The sequence below is a fragment of the Burkholderia ambifaria AMMD genome (genome assembly GCF_000203915.1).
Taxonomy (GTDB): Bacteria; Pseudomonadota; Gammaproteobacteria; order Burkholderiales; family Burkholderiaceae; genus Burkholderia; species Burkholderia ambifaria.
On record NC_008390.1, the window covers coordinates 507,638 to 528,888 of the forward strand.

Annotated in this window: 16 protein-coding genes and 1 rRNA gene; 16 read left to right on the top strand and 1 reads right to left on the bottom strand. The window is 66.1% G+C overall.

Annotation, left to right across the window (positions count from 1 at the left end):
- Window positions 1-39: 39 nt before the first annotated feature.
- The 3 genes from rrf to BAMB_RS02315 all read left to right on the top strand — a co-directional run bounded on the left by rrf (window position 40) and on the right by BAMB_RS02315 (window position 4,367).
- Window positions 40-152 (top strand): 5S ribosomal RNA (gene rrf / locus BAMB_RS02305).
- A 329-nt stretch (window positions 153-481) separates the two neighbouring features.
- On the top strand, window positions 482-2,557 hold the full coding sequence (locus tag BAMB_RS02310; protein WP_011655882.1) for a molybdopterin-containing oxidoreductase family protein: 2,076 nt from the start codon (window positions 482-484) through the stop codon (window positions 2,555-2,557).
- A gap of 136 nt (window positions 2,558-2,693) precedes the next feature.
- Window positions 2,694-4,367 carry a long-chain fatty acid--CoA ligase gene (locus BAMB_RS02315; RefSeq protein ID WP_011655883.1) on the top strand — a complete coding sequence of 558 codons (1,674 nt, stop codon included), beginning with the start codon at window positions 2,694-2,696 and terminating at the stop codon, window positions 4,365-4,367.
- 345 nt (window positions 4,368-4,712) lie between these two features.
- Here BAMB_RS02315 and BAMB_RS02320 read toward each other — a convergent pair whose 3' ends face one another.
- On the bottom strand, window positions 4,713-5,870 hold the full coding sequence (locus BAMB_RS02320; protein WP_011655884.1) for a porin: 1,158 nt from the start codon (window positions 5,868-5,870) through the stop codon (window positions 4,713-4,715).
- A 277-nt stretch (window positions 5,871-6,147) separates the two neighbouring features.
- On the opposite strand from BAMB_RS02320, the gene coq7 reads away from it, so the two are divergent.
- The 13 genes from coq7 to BAMB_RS02385 all read left to right on the top strand — a co-directional run bounded on the left by coq7 (window position 6,148) and on the right by BAMB_RS02385 (window position 21,240).
- A complete protein-coding gene (gene coq7 / locus BAMB_RS02325) occupies window positions 6,148-6,774 on the top strand; it encodes a 2-polyprenyl-3-methyl-6-methoxy-1,4-benzoquinone monooxygenase (protein WP_011655885.1) in 627 nt (208 codons plus the stop codon).
- Window positions 6,775-7,162: 388 nt separating this feature from the next.
- Entirely contained in the window at window positions 7,163-7,591 is a 429-nt protein-coding gene (gene mraZ, locus BAMB_RS02330; RefSeq protein ID WP_006752433.1) for a division/cell wall cluster transcriptional repressor MraZ, read from the top strand.
- A 23-nt stretch (window positions 7,592-7,614) separates the two neighbouring features.
- On the top strand, window positions 7,615-8,556 hold the full coding sequence (gene rsmH, locus BAMB_RS02335) for a 16S rRNA (cytosine(1402)-N(4))-methyltransferase RsmH (protein WP_011655886.1): 942 nt from the start codon (window positions 7,615-7,617) through the stop codon (window positions 8,554-8,556).
- A complete protein-coding gene (ftsL, locus tag BAMB_RS02340; RefSeq protein WP_011655887.1) occupies window positions 8,553-8,894 on the top strand; it encodes a cell division protein FtsL in 342 nt (113 codons plus the stop codon). The genes rsmH and ftsL overlap by 4 nt, the downstream gene beginning before the upstream one ends.
- On the top strand, window positions 8,891-10,738 hold the full coding sequence (locus tag BAMB_RS02345) for a peptidoglycan D,D-transpeptidase FtsI family protein (protein WP_011655888.1): 1,848 nt from the start codon (window positions 8,891-8,893) through the stop codon (window positions 10,736-10,738). Before ftsL ends, BAMB_RS02345 begins: the two co-directional genes overlap by 4 nt.
- Window positions 10,735-12,273, top strand: a complete 1,539-nt coding sequence (locus BAMB_RS02350) for a UDP-N-acetylmuramoyl-L-alanyl-D-glutamate--2,6-diaminopimelate ligase (protein WP_011655889.1) — start codon at window positions 10,735-10,737, stop codon at window positions 12,271-12,273. The genes BAMB_RS02345 and BAMB_RS02350 overlap by 4 nt, the downstream gene beginning before the upstream one ends.
- Window positions 12,270-13,676, top strand: a complete 1,407-nt coding sequence (locus tag BAMB_RS02355) for a UDP-N-acetylmuramoyl-tripeptide--D-alanyl-D-alanine ligase (protein WP_011655890.1) — start codon at window positions 12,270-12,272, stop codon at window positions 13,674-13,676. Before BAMB_RS02350 ends, BAMB_RS02355 begins: the two co-directional genes overlap by 4 nt.
- 16 nt (window positions 13,677-13,692) lie before the next feature.
- On the top strand, window positions 13,693-14,862 hold the full coding sequence (gene mraY / locus BAMB_RS02360) for a phospho-N-acetylmuramoyl-pentapeptide-transferase (protein WP_006752439.1): 1,170 nt from the start codon (window positions 13,693-13,695) through the stop codon (window positions 14,860-14,862).
- Between the two features lie 27 nt (window positions 14,863-14,889).
- On the top strand, window positions 14,890-16,398 hold the full coding sequence (gene murD / locus BAMB_RS02365; protein WP_011655891.1) for a UDP-N-acetylmuramoyl-L-alanine--D-glutamate ligase: 1,509 nt from the start codon (window positions 14,890-14,892) through the stop codon (window positions 16,396-16,398).
- On the top strand, window positions 16,395-17,678 hold the full coding sequence (gene ftsW / locus BAMB_RS02370; RefSeq protein WP_006756816.1) for a putative lipid II flippase FtsW: 1,284 nt from the start codon (window positions 16,395-16,397) through the stop codon (window positions 17,676-17,678). The genes murD and ftsW overlap by 4 nt, the downstream gene beginning before the upstream one ends.
- A 121-nt stretch (window positions 17,679-17,799) precedes the next feature.
- Window positions 17,800-18,903, top strand: coding sequence for an undecaprenyldiphospho-muramoylpentapeptide beta-N-acetylglucosaminyltransferase (gene murG / locus BAMB_RS02375; RefSeq protein WP_011655892.1), 1,104 nt, complete (start codon window positions 17,800-17,802; stop codon window positions 18,901-18,903).
- Window positions 18,900-20,297 (top strand): UDP-N-acetylmuramate--L-alanine ligase, encoded by a 1,398-nt coding sequence (gene murC / locus BAMB_RS02380; RefSeq protein WP_011655893.1) that lies wholly within the window; start codon window positions 18,900-18,902, stop codon window positions 20,295-20,297. Before murG ends, murC begins: the two co-directional genes overlap by 4 nt.
- A gap of 1 nt (window position 20,298) precedes the next feature.
- The gene (locus tag BAMB_RS02385) at window positions 20,299-21,240 is read left to right on the top strand and encodes a D-alanine--D-alanine ligase (RefSeq protein WP_011655894.1); all 942 of its coding nucleotides are present in this window, start codon (window positions 20,299-20,301) and stop codon (window positions 21,238-21,240) included.
- Window positions 21,241-21,251 lie beyond the last annotated feature (11 nt).

Genomic DNA, 21,251 nt, shown 5'->3' on the forward strand with positions numbered 1-21,251 from the left:
TTGGTTCTGTTGGCCACGCCAGCAGAACAACCCCCTTTGCCTGATGACCATAGCGAGTCGGTCCCACCCCTTCCCATCCCGAACAGGACCGTGAAACGACTCTACGCCGATGATAGTGCGGATTCCCGTGTGAAAGTAGGTAATCGTCAGGCTCCCTAAGCCAGAAACCCCCGCCCGACAAGGCGGGGGTTTTTGCATTGGCGCGGCGGAAACGCGATGGATCCAGCTCAATGTACTGGCCTATTCGTCTCTATCTCCGATCAAACCTGCGATCAGCGCCGGCGCAGCGAAGCCGCCATCACGGTTGCATCTACACCCGTACCGCCGCACCGGCCGTTCGAAGCCGCTCAACCGTCGATATCCACCATCCCCCGCTTCTGCTTTTCTCCAAAATAGACGGGAAATTCATACGAATTGACGTCTTCTTCGGCCCGTCCACGTAAAATTTGCGAATCCCCTCCACGCAGTCGCATCCGAAACGATGAACGCCGCCACTCAGATAGCTCGGGCCGTATGCCCACACGATTGTCCGGACACCTGCGCAATGCGCGTGACCGTCGAAAACGGCCGGGCGATCAAGGTCACGGGCGATCCCGACCATCCGCCCACGCAAGGCGTGTTGTGTACGAAAGTCAGCCGATACGCGGACCGCGTTCATCATCCGGACCGTCTTACCGTTCCGCTCAAGCGCGTCGGTGCGAAGGGAGAAGGGCGATTCGCGCCGATCAGCTGGAGCGAAGCGCTCGACGAGATCGGCCGTCGGCTCGGTGAAATCGCAGCGCGCGCGCCGGAGGCGATCCTGCCGTACAGCTATGCGGGAACGATGGGGCTCGTGCAGGGTGAAGGCATTGCGCAGCGCTTCTTCCACAAAATCGGCGCGTCGCGGCTCGAGCGGGCCATTTGCTCCGCGGCCGGCGCGGCCGGGCTGCGCTATACGTACGGCGGAAACGTCGGCATGCATCTCGAGCATTTCGAGGAAAGCGAGCTGATCCTGATCTGGGGCGCCAATCCCATCGCATCGAGCCTGCATTTCTGGACCCGCGCGCAGGAAGCCAAGCGTCGCGGTGCCCGTCTCGTTGCGATCGATCCGTACCGCTCGCTGACGGCGGAGAAATGTCACCAGCACATCGCCTTGAAACCCGGCACCGATGGTGCGTTCGCGCTCGGGATGATGCATGTGCTGATTACCGAAGATCTGCTCGATCACGACTACATCGCGCGTCATACGCTCGGCTTCGAGGCACTCAAGGCGCGAGCCCTGTCCTATCCGCCGGAACGTGTCGCCCGGATCTGCGGCATCGAAGCGTCGGAGCTGATCGAACTCGCACGTCGTTACGGCGCGACTCGCAAGGCAGCGATCCGGCTCAATTACGGGATGCAGCGCGTCCGCGGCGGCGGCAATGCCGTGCGCGCGGTCGCGAGCCTGCCTGCGCTGACGGGCGCGTGGCGCGACCGGGCAGGGGGCCTGCTGCTGTCGTCGTCGGAATCGGCGCCGGTCAATCACGCGGCGCTGCTACGCCCCGATCTCATGCCCGGCTGGCCGCACAAGCTGCCGCGCAGCATCAACATGAACACGATCGGCGATGCGTTACTGAATCCTGGCGACGCGGCTTTCGGGCCGAAGGTCGAAGCGGTGATTGTCTACAATTCGAATCCGGTCGCCGTCGCGCCCGACTCGTCGAGAGTAGCGGCGGGCTTCGCGCGCGAAGATCTGTTCACCGTCGTTCTCGAGCACTTCAAGACCGATACGGTCGATTTCGCCGACATTGTGTTGCCGGCCACGACCCAGCTCGAGCATCTCGACGTCCACAAGTCGTACGGCCACACCTATGTGATGGCAAATTTGCCGGCGATTCCGCCGGTCGGCGACGCACGGCCAAACACCGAAATCTTTCGTGGCATTGCCCGCAGCATGGGGCTCGACGAGCCCGCGCTGTTTCACAGCGATGAAGAGGTCGCGCAGGCCGCCCTCCGTTGGGACGACCCGGCGCTCGACAGCAATTGGGATACGTTGAAGCGTGCCGGCTGGCTGAAGCTCAAGGTGGCGGACGCGCCTTTCGCGAACGGTGGCTTCCGTACGCCGTCCGGCAAATGCGAGTTCCATAGCGCGCGACTCGAACAGATGGGCATGGACCCGGTGCCCGATTACCTGCCGCCGTTCGAATCGGCGGAGGCCGCGCCTGAACTCGCCGCCCGCTATCCGCTCGCGATGATTTCGCCGCCGGCGCGGCACTTCCTGAACAGCACGTTCGTCAACGTGGACAGCCTGCGCAGCACGGAAGGCCAGCCGCACCTCGACTTGCATCCGGCCGACGCCGATGCGCGCGGCATCCAGGAGGGCGATGTCGTACGCATCTTCAACGATCGCGGCTCGATGCAGGCAGTTGCGAGAGTGACCGACCGCGCGCGACCAGGGCTCGTCGTCGGGCTGTCGATCTGGTGGAAGAAGCTATCGACGGATGGGCGCAACGCGAATGAAGTGACAAGCCAGGCGCTGACCGATCTCGGTAACTCGGCGACGTTCTACGATTGTCTGGTCGAAGTTGAGCGGATTTGACCGAACTTCGAGATATGATCAGACGAAATCGCTCGAAAGTTGGAAGTGAGCATCTAACCCTGTTGTCGCGGGACCTGCGAGCCGTTACGATGCGTTTTAGCACGACCATTCGAAAATCTGTGAGGAGACGCGCAGTATGGAAAAAATTTGGCTGAAATCATACCCACCCGGCGTTCCAGCCGAAATTGACGCGTCCCCATACCCCTCCATTCCGGATCTCCTCGACGAAAGCTTCAAGCAGTATCGCAACCGCAAGGCGTTCGTCTGCATGGGCAAGAGCATCACGTACGGCGAGCTCGATGCGCTGTCGCGCCAGTTCGGCGCATGGCTGCAGTCGCGCGGTCTGGCGCGCGGCGCGCGCGTGGCGCTGATGATGCCGAACGTGCTGCAGTATCCCGTGGCGATCGTCGCGGTGCTGCGCGCGGGCTACACCGTCGTCAACGTCAACCCGCTCTATACGCCGCGCGAGCTCGAACATCAGCTGAAGGACAGCGGGGCGGAGGCGATCGTCATCCTCGAGAACTTCGCGTCGACGTTGCAGGCCGTCATTGCGAATACGGCGGTCAAGCATGTCGTGGTCGCGTCGATGGGCGACCTGCTGGGCATCAAGGGCTGGGTGGTCAATTACGTCGTGCGCAACGTGAAGAAGATGGTGCCGGCCTGGCAGCTTCCGTCGTTTACGCGCTTCAAGGCCGCGCTGTCGGAAGGCGCGCGCCAGACCTTCAAGCCGCAGAAGCTCGGCCCCGACGACGTCGCGTTCCTCCAGTACACGGGCGGCACGACGGGTGTCGCGAAGGGCGCGACGCTGCTGCACCGGAACATCGTGTCGAACGTGCTGCAGGCCGGCGCGTGGCACCATCCGGCGCACGAGAAGTACCCCGACGTGAAGCAGTTCGTGACGGTCGTCGCGCTGCCGCTCTATCACGTGTTTGCGCTGACGGTCTGCGGGTTCCTGACGATGCGCACGGGCGGTATGGGTATCCTGATTCCGAACCCGCGCGACATCGGCGGCATGATCAAGGAGCTGAAGGGTTACCAGATCTCGACGATCCCGGCCGTCAACACGCTGTACAACGCGCTGCTGAACCATCCCGAATTCAACCAGCTCGACCTGTCGAAGCTCGCGATCGCCAACGGCGGCGGCATGGCGATCCAGGAAAGCGTCGCGAAGCGCTGGTATGAGAAGACCCATACGGCGATCGTCGAAGGGTATGGCCTGTCCGAAACGTCGCCGGTCGCCACCTGCAATCCCGTGACGGCGACCGAGTACAGCGGGACGATCGGCTTGCCGCTGCCGTCGACCGAGGTTGCCATCCGCGACGATGCCGGCGCGGACGTCCCGCTCGGCGAGCCGGGTGAGATCTGCATCCGCGGACCGCAGGTCATGGCCGGCTACTGGAACCGTCCGGATGAAACCGAGAAGGTCATGTTCCCGGACGGTTTCTTCAAGACCGGGGACGTCGGCGTGATGGACGCGCGCGGTTACGTGAAGATCGTCGACCGGAAGAAGGACATGATCCTGGTATCCGGCTTCAACGTGTATCCGAACGAGGTCGAGGACGTGGTGGCGTCCCACCCGGGCGTGTTCGAGGTGGCGGCGGTCGGCGTGCCGGACGAGCACTCGGGCGAAGCCGTGAAGCTGTTCGTCGTGAAGAAGGATCCGACACTGACCGACAAGGACATCCTCGCGTACTGCAAGGAGCGGCTCACCGGCTACAAGCGGCCGAAACTCGTCGAGTTCCGCACGGAGCTGCCGAAGACGAACGTCGGCAAGATCCTGCGGCGCGAATTGCGCGACGGACGCGCGTAACACCGAAGTCGAACAACGAGCCCGGCCTGTGCCGGGTTTTTATTTGTGACGCCGGCATGAGGGCTGCCACGCACCGATGCGGCTATTGCCAGAACGACGCGCGCTCGACCGGGCGCGTCGCAGCCGACGGAACGCCTTAACGGGGGTGCCAGCGCGCAGATGCCGCTCGGTGCATTCCGCGAGCAATCGGCTAAGGCGTGCGCGTCGATGGAGCATCCCAAACGGTACATTGCAGTCAACGCGATGTGCTGCGACCGTCCCGCTCACCGCTTCGCTTCCCGGCTCCACAAAGAAAAAGGCGCCCGAAGGCGCCTTCAATATGCTGCGGCTTGTCAGGCAAGCTGATTAGAACTTGTGACGGATGCCGACGCGAGCTGCGACCTGGTTGCTGGTCGTCGACGGGTCGAGACCGTTGATCGAAGCATGTGCCTGAACGACGTTGCCTGCTGCGTCGAGCGCGTTGCCCGATGCATGCTGATACACGCCGATCACGTAGACGTCCGTGCGCTTCGACAGGAAGTAGTCGACGCCCAGCGAGCCCTGGTGGTACTTGGCTGCCGAGTTGCCGTCGATCTTGCTGCCTTGCGTGTAGTCGTACGCGGCGCCGACGATCAGCGCCGGGGTCAACTGATACTTGAAGTTGATTTCGCCGTTGTTGAACGTCGCGGTCTGGTTCACGAACGGACCCACCGAGAAGCCCTTGAACTTCGTGTTCGAGTACGTCGCGCCGATCGTCGCCGCGCCGAACGTATATGCGCCGCCCGCACCGATGACCTGGTACGTGTTCGCGCTGTTCGCGTACGCGCCGTACACCGGCGACGACACGGCCGTCGTGGCAGCCGACGCGCCGGTGTTGAACATGCCGCCGAAGTTCGCCGGCGTGCGTGCGTTCAAGTAGCCGACACCCAACACCAGCGGGCCGTTGTTGTAACCGGCGCCGAGCGACCAGACCTGGTTCCGCGAGAACTGGCCGGCCTGACCGCCGAAGCTGTACATGCCGCCGAACGAGAAGCCGCCGTAGGTCGGGCTCGTGTACTTGACCGCGTTGTTCACACGGTATGCGTTGTTGAAGTTGTCGAGGTCGCCCGGGTGAGCAGCGATGTAGCCGCCCCACTGGTCGCCTGCCTCGAGCGGGCCGACGAAGTCGACGACGGAGTCGTACTGACGACCCAGCGTGACCGTACCGAACTGGCTCGACAGGCCGACGTAAGCCTGGCGGCCGAACATCAGGCCGCCCTGGCCGAGCCTGCCGGAGTTGACGTCAAAACCGTTCTCGAGCACGAAGACCGCCTTCAGGCCGCCGCCCAGATCTTCGGTGCCGCGCAGGCCGAAGCGGCTGCCTTGCATCACGCCGCTCGACAGACCGTACAGATGGCCGCCCTTCGCATTGTTGTTGAAGATGAAGCCTTCATCGATGATGCCGTAAAGCGTCACGCTGCTTTGCGCATGAGCTGCGCCAGCGAACGCGCCCAGCGCGACGAGCGCGAGAAGCGACTTTTTCATTAACGGATCTCCAAGAATCACTGAATTTTTTTGGCGGGGCGGATAGTTATGTTCTGTTGACGGGCCCCACCAACTTCGCAAGAAGTCGCACGTAATGTAGCAAAACCGATTTTTCGGACAAAGCGAAATGCCGTCGCTCAAGGTCGCCATGTTTCCTTTATGCAACAATGGTTAAAATCACGGGTTAACCGCAATTTCCGCTGAATAATCAAGTCGGTTACGCAGCGGAGCACGTGCCTTTGCCGCCCGCGGCGGCACACGCAGCCAGGAGAACAGGATGGTGTTGGATGAACTGATCAGCGAATTCGATCGCGGCTTGCGCTCGCTGACCGGCATTAGCCGGATGAGCCGCCCGGTGCCCGTGCCGGCAGAGCCGACCGTCGGCGAACTGACGCCCGCGGAGCGCGCGCATGCCGCCGGGCTGATGCGCGTGAACCACGTCGGCGAGGTCTGTGCGCAAGCGCTTTATCAGGCGCAGAAGCTGACCGCGCGCTCGGCGTCGTCGAAGGCAATGTTCGAGGAAGCCGCGCGCGAGGAGGAGGATCACCTCGCGTGGACCGCGCATCGGCTGAAGGAACTCGATTCGCGTCCGAGCCTGCTCAACCCGCTGTGGTATGCCGGCGCGCTCGCGATCGGCGTCGCGGCCGGCACGCTGGGCGACAAGGTCAGCCTCGGCTTCATGGCGGAGACGGAGCGTCAGGTCGAAAGCCACCTCGACGGCCACCTTTCCGAGTTGCCGGCCACCGACACGGCGTCGCGCGCGATCGTCGAGCAGATGCGGGTCGACGAGGTCAAGCACGGCAAGGCCGCGACCGACGCCGGCGGCATCGAACTGCCGCTGCCCGCGCGGATGCTGATGCGCGCCGCGTCGAAAGTCATGACGCGCACAGCGTACTATCTCTGACATCCGGGGCCGGCGCGACGCACGACGCCGCGCCGGTCCGCCGAACCCGATACCGCCCGTTTTTTCCGCGTTTTCCCGCCCCCGAAAGTCCCGTCCGCACGCCAGTCTGGCCCGCCTTTCTCACGTATCACCTTCACAAGCTTCCCTAGCCCATTCATTTATAACGGTTTTTGGTATGAGGGGTGGCATGAGCATGTGCGCGTAAGTCCTTGTTCTAACTAACAAAATTCGTCAAAAAAGCGGGCCGCTCCCTTGACCGTGCCAAACCCTTCCTCTAAAGTGGGAGACAGTGTGAGAAAGTGTATTTTTGTGTGATTTGGCGGGCTGTTCGGGCTAAATTCTTGAGCGTTGGGCGGGTGCTTCGGTGCCCTGAACGGGAGAGCGGAAAGTGTTCCAAGGGGCGTCGGCGCTGACGCTCGATGCGAAAGGGCGGATGTCGGTGCCGTCTCGCTATCGCGAAGCGCTGCAAGGACAGGCAGAAGGACGGGTGACTGTGACCAAGCACCCGGACGGCTGCCTGTTGCTGTTTCCGCGCCCCGAATGGGAAGTATTCCGCGCCAAGATCGCCGCGCTGCCGATGGACGCCCATTGGTGGCGGCGGATTTTTCTCGGCAATGCGATGGATGTCGATCTCGACAGCGCGGGCCGGATTCTCGTATCGCCCGAGCTGCGGATGGCAGCCGGACTGGAAAAGGAAGTCATGTTGTTGGGAATGGGTAGTCACTTCGAGCTGTGGGATTCGCAGACCTACATCGCGAAGGAGCAGGCAGCGATGGCGCAGGGCATGCCCGATGCGCTCAAGAACTTTACGTTCTGATTGCGGTGACGGAGACGCCCGCGATGGGAAATGAATTGCAGCATCGGACCGTGCTGTTGGACGAAGCAGTCGAGTCGCTCGTGACGCGGCCGGACGGCATTTATGTCGACGGCACGTTCGGGCGCGGCGGCCACAGTCGCGCGGTACTCGCGCGGCTGGCGGAGGGCGGCCGGCTGATCGCGTTCGACAAGGATCCGAGGGCGATCGAGACGGCGCAGCGCATCGAGGATGCGCGCTTCTCGATCGTGCATGACAGCTTTGCATCGATGCGCGACGCGCTTGCGGCGCGCGGTATCGAGAAGGTGTCGGGTGTGTTGCTGGACCTGGGCGTGTCCTCGCCGCAGGTGGACGATCCGGCGCGCGGTTTCAGCTTTCGCGCCGATGGTCCGCTGGACATGCGAATGGATCCGACGCGTGGGGAGTCGGCGGCCGAATGGCTCGCGCGGGCTTCGGTGCAGGAATTGACGGAGGTGATACGGGATTATGGGGAAGAACGGTTTGCTTTTCAGATTGCAAAGGCGCTTGTTGCTCGCCGGGCAGAGTCCGACCGTCTTGGGCCTCTCGACACCACGGGCGAGCTTGCCCAAATCGTGGGTCACGTCGTCAAAACCCGTGAGAAGGGCAAGGATCCGGCAACCCGCACCTTTCAGGCTATACGGATTCACGTCAATCAAGAGCTTGCGGACCTGCAAGTCGTACTAGACGCGGCATTGTCGTTGCTGGAGCAAGGGGGGCGGCTGGTGGTCATCAGCTTTCATTCACTCGAGGACCGGATCGTCAAGCGATTCATGCAGGCGCACGCGAGTGCGCCCGCGGTCGATCGTCGCCTGCCGATCCGTGCCGTCGACCTCCCGAGCCCGCCGCTCAAGATAATCAGCCGTCAATTCCCGAGCGAAGCGGAAGTCGTCGCGAATCCGCGCGCCCGGTCGGCCGTGATGCGCATCGCGGAGCGCGTCACGCCATGAGCCGCTTCAATATCTTCCTGCTGATCATCGTGATGGGTTGCGCGCTGTCGGTCGTCAACTCGACGAACCAGCAGCGCCAGATCTTCATCCAGCTGCAGCGCGCGCAGTCGCAGGAGCGTCAGCTCCAGCAGGACTATGCGCAGCTTCAATATCAGCAGAGCGCGCTGTCGAAGACGTCGCGCATCGAGCAACTCGCGAACGATTCGCTGAAGATGCAGCCGATCACGACGGGCCGCACCCAATACCTGACGCTGCCGCCGGGCGCCGTGAAGGCGATCGACGCGCCGATTCCCGCGTCGGCCGACGCGGCCGCCAAGGGCCACGGAGGCGCGCGATGAAGCCGTCGCAAAAGCGCCAGGACGTGAAATTCTCGTCGAGCCCGGTGCTCGGCGTGCACCTGCCGATGTGGCGCTCGAAACTCGTCGTGTTCATGCTGTTCATGGCGTTCGTCGCGCTCGCCGCGCGGGCGTTCTGGATCCAGGGGCCCGGCAACGCGTTCTATCAGAAGCAGGGCGAGAGCCGCTATCAGCGCACGCTCGAGCTGCCCGCCACGCGCGGCAAGATCCTCGACCGTAACGGGCTCGTGCTCGCGACGAGTCTGCCCGTGCGCGCGATCTGGGCGATTCCCGACGCCGTGCCGGACGATCTCGGCGCGGACAAGATCAACCAGCTCGGCAAGCTCCTCGGCATGACGCCGAAGGAACTGCGCGTGAAGCTGTCGGAAGACAAGGGTTTCGTCTACGTGAAGCGCCAGGTGCCGATCGACGTCGCGGACAAGGTCGCCGCGCTCGATATCCCCGGTATCTATCAACGCAACGAGTACAAGCGCTTTTATCCGGAAGGCGAGATCACCGCGCACCTGATCGGCTTCACGAACGTCGAGGACGAAGGTCAGGAAGGCGTCGAGCTCGGCGACCAGAAGCTGCTGTCCGGCACGTCCGGCGTGCGTCGCGTGATCAAGGACCGGCTGGGGCACATCGTCGAGGACGTCGCCGAACAGGTTCCCCCGCACAACGGGACGGACGTCGGCCTGTCGATCGACAGCAAGATCCAGTACATCGCCTATGCGAACCTGAAGGCCGCCGTCGAGAAGTTCAAGGCGAAGGCCGGCGCGGCGATGGTCGTCGACGTGCGCACCGGCGAGGTGCTCGCGCTGGTCAACTATCCGACCTACAACCCGAACGACCGCTCGCGGATGACGGGCGAGCAGTTGCGCAACCGGATCATGACCGACGTGTTCGAGCCGGGCTCGATCATGAAGCCGTTCACGGTATCGCTCGCGCTCGACCTGCACCGCGTGACGCCGAACACGCTCGTCGAGACGGGCAACGGGCATTTCGTGCTCGACGGCGCGCCGATCACCGACGACGCGGGCTTCGGCACGCTGACGGTCGGCGGCGTGATCCAGAAGTCGAGCAACATCGGCGCGACGAAGATCGCGATGACGATGCGGCCCGAGGAAATGTGGAATATGTATACGAGCATCGGCCTCGGCCAGGCGCCGAAGGTCGGGTTCCCGGGCGCGGTAGCCGGCCGCCTGCGTCCGTGGAAGAGCTGGCGCCGCATCGAGCAGGCCACGATGTCGTACGGCTATGGCCTGTCGGTGTCGCTGTTCCAGCTCGCACGCGCGTACACGGCGATCGCGCACGACGGCGAGCTGATGCCCGTGACCATTTTCAAGACCGACCCCAATCAGCCGATCGCCGGCACGCGGGTGTTCAACCCGACCACCGCCCGCGAAGTACGCGCGATGCTCGAGACGGTCGTCGCGCCGGGCGGCACGTCGCCGGACGCCGCCGTGCCGGGCTATCGCGTCGGCGGCAAGAGCGGTACCGCGTACAAGCATGAAGGCCACGGCTACACGCGCAAGTACCGCGCGTCGTTCGTCGGGATGGCGCCGATGCCGAATCCGCGCATCGTCGTTGCAGTGTCGGTCGACGAACCGACCGCCGGCAGCCACTTCGGCGGCCAGGTGTCCGGCCCCGTATTCTCGGCGATCGCCGGCGATACGATGCGCGCGCTGAACGTGCCGCCGAACATGCCGATCAAGCAGCTGGTCGTGTCCGACGACGCACCGGGCGCGCCCGCCAAGCCGGGTCCGCAAAAGCTCGCCGCGGGCAGCGGTGCGAAGCATATGATCGTATCCAGCACGACACGTAATTCACCAGGAGTTGTTCGATGAGCGCCGCTCGCAGTTCCCATCCGGCGCATCAGCAGATCGCAGCCGCGCTTGCGTGGCTGCGCCAGCATGTGGCCCCCGCGGCGCAACTGCATGCCGACACGCGCAGCCTGCGGGCCGGCGACGTGTTTCTCGGCTATGCGGTCGACGGGGCAGACAATCGCGCCTTCATTGCCGATGCCGTCGCGCGTGGCGCGGCCGCCGTGCTGTATCAGCCGGAAGGCCTCGCGGCCGCACCGGCCGTGCCCGTCGCACTCGCGGTGCCGGCGCTCGACCAACTGGCCGGCGAGATCGCCAGCGGCTGGTACGGCGACCCGAGCGACAGCATGCTCGCAATCGGCGTGACCGGCACCAACGGCAAGACGTCGTGCACGCAATGGATCGCCGCCGCGCTGACGGCGCTGCACCAGCCGTGCGCGGTGATCGGCACGCTCGGCAGCGGCATGCACGGGCATCTGGTGCCGACCGGCTTCACGACGCCGGACGCGCCGCAGCTGCAGCGCAGCCTCGCGCAGTTGCACGACGCGGGCGCGAAGGCCGTCGCGATGGAAGTGTCGTCGCACGCGTTGCATCAGGGCCGCGTGAACGGCACGGCATTCGACATCGCCGTGTTCACGAACCTCACCCAGGATCACCTCGACTATCACGGCACGTTCGACGCGTACGAAGCCGCGAAGGCGAAGCTGTTCGCGTGGCGCGGCCTGCGCGCGGCGGTCGTCAATCGCGACGACGCAGCCGGCCGCCGCCTGCTCGAGAAGCTGGCCGGCCGCGTGCGCACGATCGCATACGGAATCGGCGACGCGCAGGCGCCCGACGCCGATCGCGAGCTGGTCGCGCTCGACGTGCGCGCCACCGCCACGGGCACGGCATTCCACCTGCGTTCGTCGTGGGGCGACGCTGACGTCGAGGTCGGTACGCTCGGCGCGTTCAACGTCAGCAATCTGCTCGCGGTGCTCGGCTCGCTGCTCGCGGCCGACGTGCCGTTCGACGCGGCGGTCGCGGAGATCGCACGGCTCGAGTCCGTCAATGGCCGCATGCAGCGCCTGGGCGGCCGGCTGCAGAACGACGAACCGCTGGTCGTGATCGACTATGCGCATACGCCCGATGCGCTCGAGAAGACGCTCGACGCGTTGCGCCCGATCGCGGCCGCACGCGGCGGTCGGCTCGTGTGCATGTTCGGCTGCGGCGGCGATCGCGATGCGACGAAGCGCCCGCTGATGGGCGTGATCGCCGAGCGGCTCGCCGATGAAGTCGTCGTCACGAGCGACAACCCGCGCAGCGAAGATCCGCAGCGAATCATCGACCAGGTCATCGCGGGCATGACGGCGCCCGATCACGCGCGCCGCATCGAGGATCGCGCAAGCGCGATCCTGCAGGCCGTGCGTGGCGCCGCCCGCGAGGATGTCGTCGTGCTGGCCGGCAAGGGTCACGAGGCGACGCAGGAAATCATGGGCAAGAAGCGCGCGTTCTCCGATCAGGATCACGCACGGCTCGCGCTCGCGGCACGCGCGACGCACGTCAAGGGAGGCGCTGAATGACGATGCTCAGTCTCGGCGAAGCCGCCCGCCTGATTCCTGGCGCCACCGTCCACGGCGATCCGGACACGACGTTCGAGCGCGTGTCGACGGACAGCCGCACGGTCGGCCCGGGCGACTTGTTCGTCGCGCTGAAGGGCGACCGCTTCGACGCGCACGACTTCCTCGGCGACGTGGCCGCGCGTGGCGCAGCCGCGGCGCTCGTCGCGCACGTGCCGGCGGGTCTCGCGATGCCGGTCGTCGAGGGCGGTGAAACGCGTGCCGCGCTCGGCGCGCTCGCGCACGGCTGGCGCAAGCGCTTCGCGGTGCCGCTCGTCGCGGTGACGGGCAGTAACGGCAAGACGACCGTCAAGGAAATGATCGCGTCGATCTTCGCGGCGGCAGTCGGCGCCGACGCGCGACTGGCGACGGCCGGCAACCTGAACAACGACATCGGCGTGCCGCTGACGCTGCTGCGCCTGTCCGGCGCGCATCGCGTCGCGGTGATCGAACTCGGGATGAACCATCCGGGCGAGACGGAAATCCTCGCGCGCCTCGCGGCACCGACCGTCGCGCTCGTCAACAACGCGCAGCGCGAGCACCAGGAATTCATGGCCACCGTCGAAGCCGTTGCGCTCGAGCACGCGGCCGTGATCCACGCGCTGACGCCGGACGGCGTCGCGGTGTTCCCGGCCGACGATGCGTACGCGAGCATCTGGCGCGTCGCGGCGACCGGCAACCCGATCCTCGATTTCGCGCTGCACGATGGCGAACGGCAGGTCGAAGCGCAGGTCACGGGCCGTCTGCACGGCGGCGAGCTTGCGATCGACACGCCGTCGGGCGCGGTAACGGTGCGGCTGCGCGCGCTCGGCGAGCACAACGCACGCAACGCATTGGCTGCTGCTGCTGCTGCGCTCGCGGCCGGTATCGAACTGGCCGCGATCAAGCAGGGCCTCGAATCGTTCGAGCCGGTCAAGGGGCGTCTGCAGGTCCGCCAGGCGGACGTCGGCAGCCTCGCGGGCGCGACGGTCGTCGATGACACCTACAACGCGAACCCCGACTCGATGCGCGCGGCGATCGACGTGCTGGCCGCGCAACCGGCGCCGCGCGTGTTGGTGATCGGCGACATGGGCGAGGTCGGCGACGAAGGCCCGGCATTCCACCGCGAGATCGGCGCGTATGCGCGCGAGCGCGGCATCGATGCGCTGTTCGCGCTCGGCGACGCGTCGCGCGATGCGTGCACGGCGTACGGCGACACGGCCCGCCATTTCGGCGACGTCGGCGCGCTGTTGACTGCGCTGCTCGCGGCGGGCTACGGCGCGCAGGCCACGGTGCTCGTGAAGGGCTCGCGGTACATGAAGATGGAGCGCGTGGTCGACGCGCTGACGAACCAATCCGCGGCGGGCACGGTGCCCGCCGCACACTGAGTAGAAGGAAGGAAGCATGCTGCTGGCGCTGGCGCAATGGCTGCAGGGCGACGCAAGCTTTTTGCGCTTGTTCACGTACCTGACGTTCCGTGCGGTGATGGCTACCATCACCGCGCTCGGGATCGGGCTCGTGTGCGGACCGTGGGTGATCCGCAAGCTGACGCAAATGAAGGTGGGGCAGGCCGTGCGCAAGGACGGCCCGCAGAGCCACCTCGTGAAGTCCGGCACGCCGACGATGGGCGGCGTGCTGATCCTGATTGGCATCGCGGTCGCGACGCTGCTGTGGGGCGACCTGACCAACCGTTTCATCTGGATCGTGATGCTCGTCACGTTCGGTTTCGGCGTGATCGGCTGGGTCGATGACTATCGCAAGGTCGTCTACAAGGATCCGCGCGGGATGTCGTCGCGCGAAAAGTATTTCTGGCAATCGGTGATCGGGCTGTTCGCGGCGGTCTACCTGGCATTCAGCGTGTCCGAGGCGAACAACGTGCGCGTGTTCGACCTGTTCATGGCGTGGGTGCGCAGCGGCCTGTCGATGGGGCTGCCCGCGCGTGCCGACCTGATGCTGCCGTTCTTGAAATCGATCAGCTACCCGCTGGGCGTGTGGGGCTTCATCGTGCTGACCTACTTCGTGATCGTCGGCGCGAGCAACGCGGTGAACCTCACTGACGGCCTCGACGGCCTCGTGATCATGCCGGTCGTGCTGGTCGGTGGGTCGCTCGGCGTGTTCGCGTATGTGATGGGGAGTTCGGTCTATTCGAAATACCTGTTGTTCCCGCACATTCCGGGCGCGGGCGAACTGCTGATCTTCTGTTCGGCGATGGGGGGGGCAGGGCTCGCGTTCCTCTGGTACAACACGCACCCCGCGCAGGTGTTCATGGGCGACGTCGGCGCGCTGGCGCTCGGCGGCGCGCTCGGCACGGTCGCGGTGATCGTGCGCCAGGAAATCGTGCTGTTCATCATGGGTGGCATCTTCGTCGCGGAAACCTTGTCGGTGATGCTGCAGGTGTCGTGGTTCAAGTACACGAAGAAGCGTTACGGCGAAGGGCGGCGCCTGCTGAAGATGGCGCCGCTGCATCACCATTTCGAATTGTCCGGCTGGAAGGAAACGCAGGTGGTGGTGCGTTTCTGGATCATCACGCTGATGCTGTGCCTGTTCGGTCTGTCCACCCTCAAGTTGCGGTAAAGGAAAGGTAAAAGGATGTCTGGCGAGATGTTTGGAGATCGGCAGCGGCCGATGGTGCTCGTACTGGGGCTCGGGGAATCGGGCCTCGCGATCGCGCGATGGTGCGCGAGGCACGGGTGCCGGCTGCGTATTGCCGATACCCGCGAGGCGCCGCCTAACCTTGCCGCGCTGCAGGCCGAAGGCATCGATGCCGAGTTCGTCGGCGGGCCGTTCACGCCCGCGCTGCTCGACGGCGGTGTCGAGATCGTCGGCCTGAGCCCTGGCCTGTCGCCGCTCGAACCGGCACTCGCCGCGCTGATCGCGGCCGCGAACGAGCGCGCGATCGCGGTGTGGGGCGAGCTCGAATTCTTCGCGCAGGCGCTGCGCGCGCTCGGCACGAGCGGCTACCAGCCGAAGGTGCTCGCGATCACCGGCACCAACGGCAAGACCACGACGACGAACCTCACGGGCCTGCTGTGCCAGCGTTCGGGCAAGAAGGTCGCGGTCGCCGGCAACATCAGCCCGGCGATGCTCGACCGGCTCGCGCGCGCGATCGACGAGACGGCGCTGCCCGACGTCTGGGTGCTCGAACTGTCGAGCTTCCAGCTCGAGACGGCGCGCACGTTCGCGCCCGACGCGGCCGCGATTCTCAACATCACGCAGGATCACCTCGACTGGCATGGCAGCTTCGACGCGTATGCGGCGGCGAAGGGCCGGATCTTCGGCGCGACGACCACCCGCGTGCTCAATCGCGACGATGCGGCCGTGATGAAGTTCGCGCCGGCCGCCGGCGCGGCCGATGCGGCGCGCACGGTCACGTTCGGCCTGAACGAACCGGCGCAGCAGGGCGACTACGGCCTGTCGCGCGACAACGGCATCGCGTGGCTGGTCGAGGCGGTCGACCGCGACGCGCCGGACGAGACGACGAGCCGCCGGCGCAAGCGCGACGGCGCGCATACGCCCGACATTGCACAAAAGCGCCTGATGCCGGCCGACGCGCTGCGCATCCGCGGGCTGCACAACGCGGCGAACGCGCTGGCCGCGTTCGCGCTCGCGCGTGCGATCGACCTGCCGGCCGCGCCGCTGCTGCACGCGCTGCGCGAATACCGCGGCGAAGCGCATCGCGTCGAAGTGATCGCGACGATCGACGACGTGGACTACGTCGACGACAGCAAGGGAACCAACGTCGGCGCGACGGTGGCCGCGCTCGACGGACTCGCGCAGAAGATCGTGCTGATCGCGGGCGGTGACGGCAAGGGGCAGGATTTCGCGCCGCTCGTCGCGCCCGTCGCGCGGTGGTGCCGCGCGGTGATGCTGATCGGCCGCGATGCGCCGGCGATCCGCGACACGCTCGCCGAGACGGGCGTGCCGCTTGCCGACCACGCGACGCTCGAGGCGGCGGTGCATGCGGCGGCCGAGCTCGCGGAGCCGGGCGACGCGGTGCTGCTGTCGCCCGCTTGCGCGAGCCTCGACATGTTCAGGAACTACGCCCACCGCGCTGACGTGTTCCGCGCGGCCGTGGACGAAATCGCCATCGACAAAGGAGCGACGACATGAGCTGGTCCGATCGCCTCGTCTCCCGTTTCAACGACCGGCGCGGCACCGGCGGCAATGCCGCGGGCGGCCGCGTCGCGTCGGCCACGCGCGCCGCGACGGGCGGCCTCGCCAGCGTCGTCAACGGCGTGCGGCCGAGCCGCTCGCGGATGCTCGATTTCGACTACTCGCTGCTGTGGGTCGCGATCGCGTTGCTCGGGCTCGGCGTCGTGATGGTCTATTCGGCGTCGATCGCGATGCCCGATTCGCCGAAATACGCGGCGTATCACGATTACGCGTTCCTGATGCGTCACTGCGTGTCGCTTGGTGTCGCGTTCATCGCGGCGGTGATCGCGTTCCGCGTCCCGGTGTCGACGTGGGACAAGTACGCGCCGCATCTCTTCCTGATCGCGCTCGTCGGGCTCGTGATCGTGCTGATTCCGCACGTCGGCAAGGGCGTGAACGGCGCGCGCCGCTGGATTCCGCTCGGCATCACGAACATGCAGCCGTCGGAAATCATGAAGCTCGCGGTGACGATCTACGCGGCGAACTACACGGTGCGCAAGCAGGAATACATGCAGAGCTTCGCGAAGGGCTTCCTGCCGATGGCGTTCGCGGTCGGTCTCGTCGGCGCGCTGCTGCTGCTCGAGCCGGACATGGGCGCGTTCATGGTGGTCGCCGCGATCGCGATGGGCGTGCTGTTCCTCGGCGGCGTGAACGGCAAGCTGTTCGGCGGCCTCGTCGCGACGGCGGTCGGCACGTTCACGATGCTCGTGTGGCTGTCGCCGTGGCGTCGCGAGCGGATCTTCGCGTATCTCGATCCGTGGGACGAACGCTACGCGCAGGGCAAGGCATACCAGCTCACGCACTCGCTGATCGCGTTCGGCCGCGGCGAGTGGTTGGGCGTGGGCCTCGGCGGCAGCGTCGAGAAGCTGAACTACCTGCCCGAAGCGCATACCGACTTCATCCTCGCGGTGATCGGCGAGGAGCTCGGCTTCGTCGGCGTGCTGGTCGTGATCCTGCTGTTCTACTGGATCGTGCGCCGCGCGTTCGAGATCGGCCGCCAGGCGCTCGCGCTCGACCGCACGTTCGCGGGCCTGACGGCGAAGGGCATCGGCATCTGGTTCGGTGCGCAGACGTTCATCAACATGGGCGTGAACCTCGGCCTGCTGCCGACCAAGGGCCTGACACTGCCGCTCGTGAGCTACGGCGGTTCGGGCATTCTGCTGAATTGCGTCGCGCTCGCGGTGCTGCTGCGGGTCGATTATGAAAATCGCGTATTGATGCGGGGAGGGAAGGTATGACCTCCCCGTGTCAGTACGCGATTTCGGCGAAGGCTAACTTCGTGCGCGCAGCGTGCGAAGTTAAGCGTAGCGGCCGTAGCCAAAACATTGATTCATTCTTGCTCATGCGCGGAGGAAAGGTATGACCGCGTCGCGACGCACGCTGATGGTGATGGCAGGCGGCACCGGGGGCCACGTGTTCCCGGGGCTCGCTGTCGCGCACCGGATGGAAGCGGCGGGGTGGCGCGTCGTATGGCTCGGCAATCCGGCCGGAATGGAAGCGACGCTCGTGCCGAAACACGGCATTCCGATGGAATACGTGCGCTTCGGCGGGCTGCGCGGCAAGGGCCTGAAGACCAAGCTGACGCTGCCGTTCAATCTGCTGCGCGCGTGCTGGCAGAGCCTCGGCGCATTGCGCCGCGTGCGGCCCGACGTCGTGCTCGGGATGGGCGGCTACATCACGTTCCCGGCGGGTGTGATGGCCGCGCTGTCGGGCCGTCCGCTCGTGCTGCACGAGCAGAATTCGATTGCCGGCCTCGCGAACAAGGTGCTCGCGAAATTCGCGAAGCGCGTGCTCGTCGCGTTCCCCGGCGCACTGCCGCACGCGGAATGGACCGGCAACCCGATTCGCGCGGAACTTGCGCGCACGGAAACGCCCCAAGCACGCTATGCATCGCGCAGCGGCCCGCTGAACCTGCTGGTGGTCGGCGGCAGCCTGGGTGCGGCCGCACTGAACGAAGTCGTGCCGCGCGCGCTGGCGCTGCTGGCGCCGGGCGAGCGCCCGCGCGTCGTGCACCAGGCCGGCGCGAAGCACATCGACGCGCTGAAGGCGAATTACGAAGCGGCCGGTTTCGCGGGCGGCGACGCCGTGCGGCTCGTGCCGTTCATCGACGACATGGCAAGTGCGTACGCGGCGGCGGATCTCGTGATCTGCCGGTCCGGCGCGATGACGGTGTCGGAGATCGCGGCGGTGGGCGTGGCGGCGCTGTTCGTGCCGTTCCCGTACGCGGTCGACGATCACCAGACGACCAACGCCGCGTTCCTCGCCGATGCGGGCGCGGCGGTGCTGGTGCAACAACGCGACCTGTCGGCGGAGTTGCTCGCCGACTGGCTGCGCAGCCAGTCGCGTGCATCGCTCGCGGACATGGCGGAGCGTTCGCGCTCGCTGGCCAAGCCCGAGGCCACCGACGAAGTCGCGCGCATCTGCGCGACGGTGGCCGGCGCGAACCTGGAAGAAATCAAATGAAACACATCGTCAAACAGATTCATTTCGTCGGGATCGGCGGCGCGGGCATGAGCGGCATCGCCGAAGTGCTCGTCAACCTCGGCTACGAGGTCAGCGGCTCGGACCTGTCGCGCAACGCGGTGACCGATCGTCTTGAGGCGCTCGGCGCGCGGATCGCGATCGGCCACGACGCGGCGAACATCGCGGGCGCGAACGCGGTCGTCGTGTCGACGGCCGTGCGCTCGGACAATCCCGAAGTCCTGGCCGCACGGCACCAGGGCGTGCCGATCGTGCAGCGCGCGGTGATGCTCGCGGAGCTGATGCGCCTGAAGCAGGGGATCGCGATTGCCGGCACGCACGGCAAGACCACGACGACGAGCCTCGTCGCGAGCGTGCTCGCGGCGGGCGGCCTCGATCCGACCTTCGTGATCGGCGGCCGGCTGATCAGCGCCGGCGCGAACGCGCGGCTCGGCACGGGCGACTTCATCGTCGCCGAGGCCGACGAGTCGGACGCGTCGTTCCTGAACCTGTATCCGGTGATCGAAGTCATCACGAACATCGACGCCGACCACATGGACACCTACGGCCACGATTTCGCGCGGCTCAAGCAGGCGTTCATCGAATTCACGCAGCGCCTGCCGTTCTACGGCAGCGCGGTCGTGTGCGTCGACGATCCGAACGTGCGGCAGATCATCCCGTTCATCTCGAAGCCGGTCGTGCGCTACGGCCTGTCGCCGGATGCGCAGGTGCGCGCCGAAGACATCGACGCGCGCGACGGCCGCATGCACTTCACGGTGATCCGCGAAGGTCGTGCGCCGCTCGCGGTGGTGCTGAACCTGCCGGGCCTGCACAACGTACAGAACGCGCTCGCGGCGATCGCGATCGCGACCGATCTCGGCGTGTCGGACGACGCGATCCAGCAGGCGCTGGCGGAATTCAACGGCGTCGGCCGGCGCTTCCAGCGCTACGGCGAGGTGCCGAGCGCGGACGGCGGCCAGTACACGCTGATCGACGACTACGGCCACCACCCGGTCGAGATGGCCGCGACGGTCGCGGCCGCGCGCGGCGCGTTTCCGGGCCGCCGCCTCGTGCTGGCGTTCCAGCCGCACCGCTACACGCGCACGCGCGACTGTTTCGACGACTTCGTCAACGTGCTGTCGACGGTCGACGCGCTGGTGCTGACGGAAGTCTATGCCGCCGGCGAAGCGGCGATCACGACGGCCAACGGCGACGCGCTGTCGCGTGCGCTGCGTGCGGTGGGGAGGGTCGACCCGGTGTTCGTCGCGTCGGTCGACGACGTGCCGGACGCCCTGGCGGGAGTCGCCCGGAACGGCGACGTGGTGATCACGATGGGCGCGGGTTCGATCGGCGGCGTGCCGGCGAAGATCGTGCAACACATTCAACAGAAGGCATGACATGAGCGGAATCGATCCGAAACGTTTCGGCAAGGTGGCAGTGTTGTTCGGCGGCGAATCCGCCGAGCGCGAGGTGTCGCTCACCTCGGGCCGCCTCGTGCTGCAGGGCCTGCGCGACGCGGGCATCGACGCGCATCCGTTCGACCCGGCCGAGCGGCCGCTGTCGGCACTGAAGGATGAAGGCTTCGTGCGCGCGTTCAACGCGCTGCACGGCGGCTATGGCGAGAACGGCCAGATCCAGGGCGCGCTCGATTTCTACGGGATCCGCTACACGGGCAGCGGCGTGCTCGGCTCGGCGCTCGGCCTCGACAAGTTCCGCACGAAGCTCGTGTGGCAGCAGACGGGCGTGCCGACGCCGCCGTTCGAGACGGTGATGCGCGGCGACGACTACGCGGCGCGCGCGACGGACATCGTCGCGAAGCTCGGCCTGCCGCTGTTCGTGAAGCCGGCGAGCGAAGGCTCGAGCGTCGCGGTGCTGAAGGTCAAGACGGCCGACGCGTTGCCCGCCGCACTGTCGGAAGCCGCGACGCACGACAAGATCGTGATCGTCGAGAAGAGCATCGAAGGCGGCGGCGAATACACCGCGTGCATCGCCGGCGATCTCGATCTCCCGCTGATCAAGATCGTGCCGGCGGGCGAGTTCTACGACTACCACGCGAAGTATGTCGCCAACGACACGCAGTACCTGATTCCGTGCGGGCTGCCGGCGGAGCAGGAAACCGAACTGAAGCGCATCGCGCGCCGCGCGTTCGATGTGCTCGGCTGCACCGACTGGGGCCGCGCGGATTTCATGCTCGACGCCGCCGGCAACGCGTATTTCCTGGAAGTGAACACGGCCCCCGGGATGACCGACCATTCGCTGCCGCCGAAGGCCGCGCGCTCGATCGGCATCAGCTATTCGGAGCTGGTCGTGAAGGTGCTGGCGCTTACGCTCAACGACTGACGCAGGAACGG